The sequence below is a fragment of the Phyllobacterium sp. P5_D12 genome (assembly GCF_054049495.1).
In genome coordinates, this window is the sequence record NZ_JBFUMG010000501.1 from 1 (window position 1) to 3,258 (window position 3,258).

At 56.5% G+C, this 3,258-nt stretch carries 4 protein-coding genes; 1 reads left to right on the plus strand and 3 read right to left on the minus strand.

Annotation, left to right across the window (positions count from 1 at the left end):
- From ACXJ5O_RS22485 to ACXJ5O_RS22495, 3 genes are all read right to left on the minus strand, one after another.
- Window positions 1-1,035 (minus strand): BatA domain-containing protein (locus tag ACXJ5O_RS22485; protein ID WP_457301835.1); only part of this gene is annotated, 1,035 nt, incomplete at its 3' end.
- Window positions 1,032-1,946 carry a DUF58 domain-containing protein gene (locus ACXJ5O_RS22490; RefSeq protein WP_457301836.1) on the minus strand — a complete coding sequence of 305 codons (915 nt, stop codon included), beginning with the start codon at window positions 1,944-1,946 and terminating at the stop codon, window positions 1,032-1,034. The genes ACXJ5O_RS22490 and ACXJ5O_RS22485, both read right to left, overlap by 4 nt.
- A complete protein-coding gene (locus tag ACXJ5O_RS22495; protein ID WP_457301837.1) occupies window positions 1,946-2,953 on the minus strand; it encodes an AAA family ATPase in 1,008 nt (335 codons plus the stop codon). The genes ACXJ5O_RS22490 and ACXJ5O_RS22495 overlap by 1 nt, the downstream gene beginning before the upstream one ends.
- Before the next feature lie 137 nt (window positions 2,954-3,090).
- On the opposite strand from ACXJ5O_RS22495, the gene ACXJ5O_RS22500 reads away from it, so the two are divergent.
- The coding region (locus ACXJ5O_RS22500) for a DUF1285 domain-containing protein (RefSeq protein ID WP_457301838.1) at window positions 3,091-3,258 on the plus strand (168 nt) is incomplete at its 3' end.

Below are 3,258 nucleotides of genomic sequence, written 5' to 3' on the forward strand. Positions count from 1 at the left end.
CGGCTCGAGCGCACGTGATATATAGTAGAGCGGCGAGAGCAGCGGTTGTGAAAGGTCTGCGTCAGAACCGGAAAGTAACGCTACGCGCCTTCGCTTGTTGTTGTCGTCAATGAGGTAGGTGGCTCCCGCCTGCGCAGCGCCGTCGACCCGCAATGTGTGGAAGTCATTGCGCAATTCGTAAGGCGCGTTGATGACAGCTTCGCCGCTGCTCTCACCTGCGGCAAAGACCAAACCGGTTTCAGCTATACGCCGGCCTTTTTCGTCAAATGCGCCTATTGTAATTCCGTTCTGGCCGCGATCATTGCTTGGCCGTACCGCACGAACAGTCAGACCATTCGCGTTGTTGACGGCCTGACGAAGAGCCACCAGAGACGTTATCGATGGTTGGTACCAGATTATGGATGCGATACCTGAACCTTCGAGCGACTTGACTGCTTCCGCAGCCTGTGGCGTGTCGACGCCATCGTTGAGATAGGCAAGCCTCATGCCGGAAACGTTCGCAATCGCCGTTTTCAACCGCGCAAACGCGGCCGGCCGGTCGACGGGGATTGGGCGCACGGACATAGCCCGGAGTCGTTCTAGTGCGGCGTTGGCGTCGAACGGTCCGATATCGGTATTGGCCTTTTCGGCCGTACCCAGAATGTAGATCAGGGCTCCGGAGTTCTCTGCATCGGAAATCAACCGTTCAGCGGTATCCTTGCGGGAACTCCATTCCTCATTCGACGACCAGCCATTGTCGAGGACTATTGCGACCGGGTCCTTGCCCGTCAGCGTTTCAGCTCGGGGATTCCATACAGGTTCCGCCAGCGCGAGAATAACGAAAGCCGCGAGCAATAGTCGCAAGAGCGTTAACCACCAAGGGCTTTTGTTGGGTGTCTCTTCCTTTTTGAGGAGTTGAGCAAGGATTTTCAGCGGGGGGAATATTTCCGTGACAGGACGGGGAGGCGTCACCCGCAAAAGCCACCAGATGACTGGAAGAACGATGAGTCCGGCAAGGATGGCAGGCGCACCAAAGGTTAAGGGGAGTGCATTCATGCGCGGTTCCCCTCGTAGCCAATATTGGCGGTCATGTTCATGTGAACCGATACGAGCGCGTCGGAGGCCAGGCGATCGGTACGATTGGTGGTGTAACTCCAGCCAACCCGCCGGCAGAAATCACTGAGGACCTCGCGGCGCGCGTAGAACAATCGGCGATAGTCTTCGGCGTAGTCCTCTGCGCGCCCGAACGTAAGAGACGCGCCGGTTTCGGGATCAATGAATTCGGTGCGCCGTTTGTAGGGAAAATCTTCTTCGGCTGGATCATAGACCTCTATCAGGTGCGCACGGGCGCCAGCTTGAACGAGTTGTTGAAGAAGAGCCACTGTCTCTTCCACGGGCTCTAGAAAATCACTGACTAAAACTACATCGGAAAAGCGCCGCACTCTGCTCAGATCAGGCTTGGCAGGCAGGTTCGTCGTGTGGGCGAGTAGAGTTGCGAGGCGTTCCGCACCGTTTCGAGCGGATATAGGGTCCGCCACGCCGGGGAAGCCGATCCGCTCACCACTGCGTGATAAAAGTTCGTCCAGTGCCAGCACGAGTACCAGGGCGCGCGATTCTTTCGACACGTGGGCTTGTTCGGACTTGTAGAGCATGGAGGGCGAAGGATCGGCCCATAACCACACCGTATGAGCTGCTTCCCATTCCTGATCGCGRATATAGGTACGATCATCGCGGGCAGAGCGGCGCCAGTCGATACGGGAAATGGCCTCACCCTGAGCGTAGGGCCGAAATTGCCAGAAAGTTTCGCCAACGCCGCTTTTCCGCCGGCCATGCCAGCCGGTGTTGACGGTATTGAGAATACGACGCGCTTCGACGAGTAGGTCTGGTAGCAGAGCGGCACGCTGGCGGGCACGCGCAAGCGCATCCCCTGTGTCAGCCCGTGTTACCTGCGCGCCAATTGCTGCCATTAGAAAGCAACTTTTGTAAGGTTGCCAATAACGTCGCGTACATTCATACCGTCCGCGCGCGCAGCAAATGTCAACGCCATCCGGTGTTGCAATACTGGTTCTGCAAGAGCCTTTACGTCGTCTACCGATGGAGCAAGCCGGCCGTCATAGAGTGCGCGTGCCCGAGCGCAGAGCATCAAGGCTTGGCTGGCGCGAGGGCCGGGGCCCCAGGAGATGAATTTCCTTGCAATGTCGTTATCGGCACCCGGACGAGCGGAGCGAACAAGCTTGAGAATGGCATCGACCACACCTTCCGGTACCGGCATCCGGCGGATGAGATGCTGCATGTCGCGCAGGCGCTCCGCATCGATTGTCTTTTCCGCTCTAACATCTGAAATACCGGTGGTCTCTAGTAGCACCCTGCGTTCTGCTTCAAGTTCCGGGTAGAGAATATCGATCTGCATCAAAAACCGATCGAGCTGCGCCTCCGGCAGCGGATAGGTCCCTTCCTGTTCAAGTGGGTTCTGCGTTGCCAATACATGAAACGGTTGTGGTAAATCGTGCCGCTCGCCTGCAATCGTAACGTGGTACTCCTGCATGGCCTGCAAGAGCGCCGACTGTGTCCGAGGTGAGGCGCGATTTATTTCGTCCGCCATGAGCAATTGAGCAAAAATAGGGCCTCTGACATAGCGGAAATAACGTTTGCCATTGTCATCCTGTTCCATGACTTCAGAGCCTAGGATATCAGAAGGCATAAGGTCCGGCGTGAATTGAATGCGGCGGTCATCAAGACCGAGAACAGTCCCCAGTGTTTCCACCAGCTTTGTCTTTGCCAGGCCCGGGACGCCGACAAGAAGCGCATGTCCACCGGCTAGCAGCGCCACCAACGTTCGCTCGATGACACTCTCCTGTCCAAAGATGACAGTGCCGATGCCGGTCTTTATCCTTGAGATGTCTGCCAGCGCTTTCTCAGCCTCGGCAATCATTGCCTTGGGATCGGACGGTACCTCGGGTTTAATCATGGTCATTGGTCACCTCACCGCTGGTATCTGCACAGACTCTCACTTAAATGACTCTAACGTAAAACGACTCTAAGTCACTATGACATGCTGACAAGCGGCCCAACGTTGACTATTTCGTGACGTATAAGGAAAAAAGGCAGGCCATGGCAGGAGCAGAGGACACTCTAAGATATGCACCAGGGCTCGAAGCGCTGATCTCGCGTGCCGCTGCACCGGGCAAGGGCCTGCCACCCGTCGATAAATGGAATCCCGATTTTTGCGGCGATCTCGATATGGAGATCAGGGCCGATGGTACCTGGTTCTATATGGGC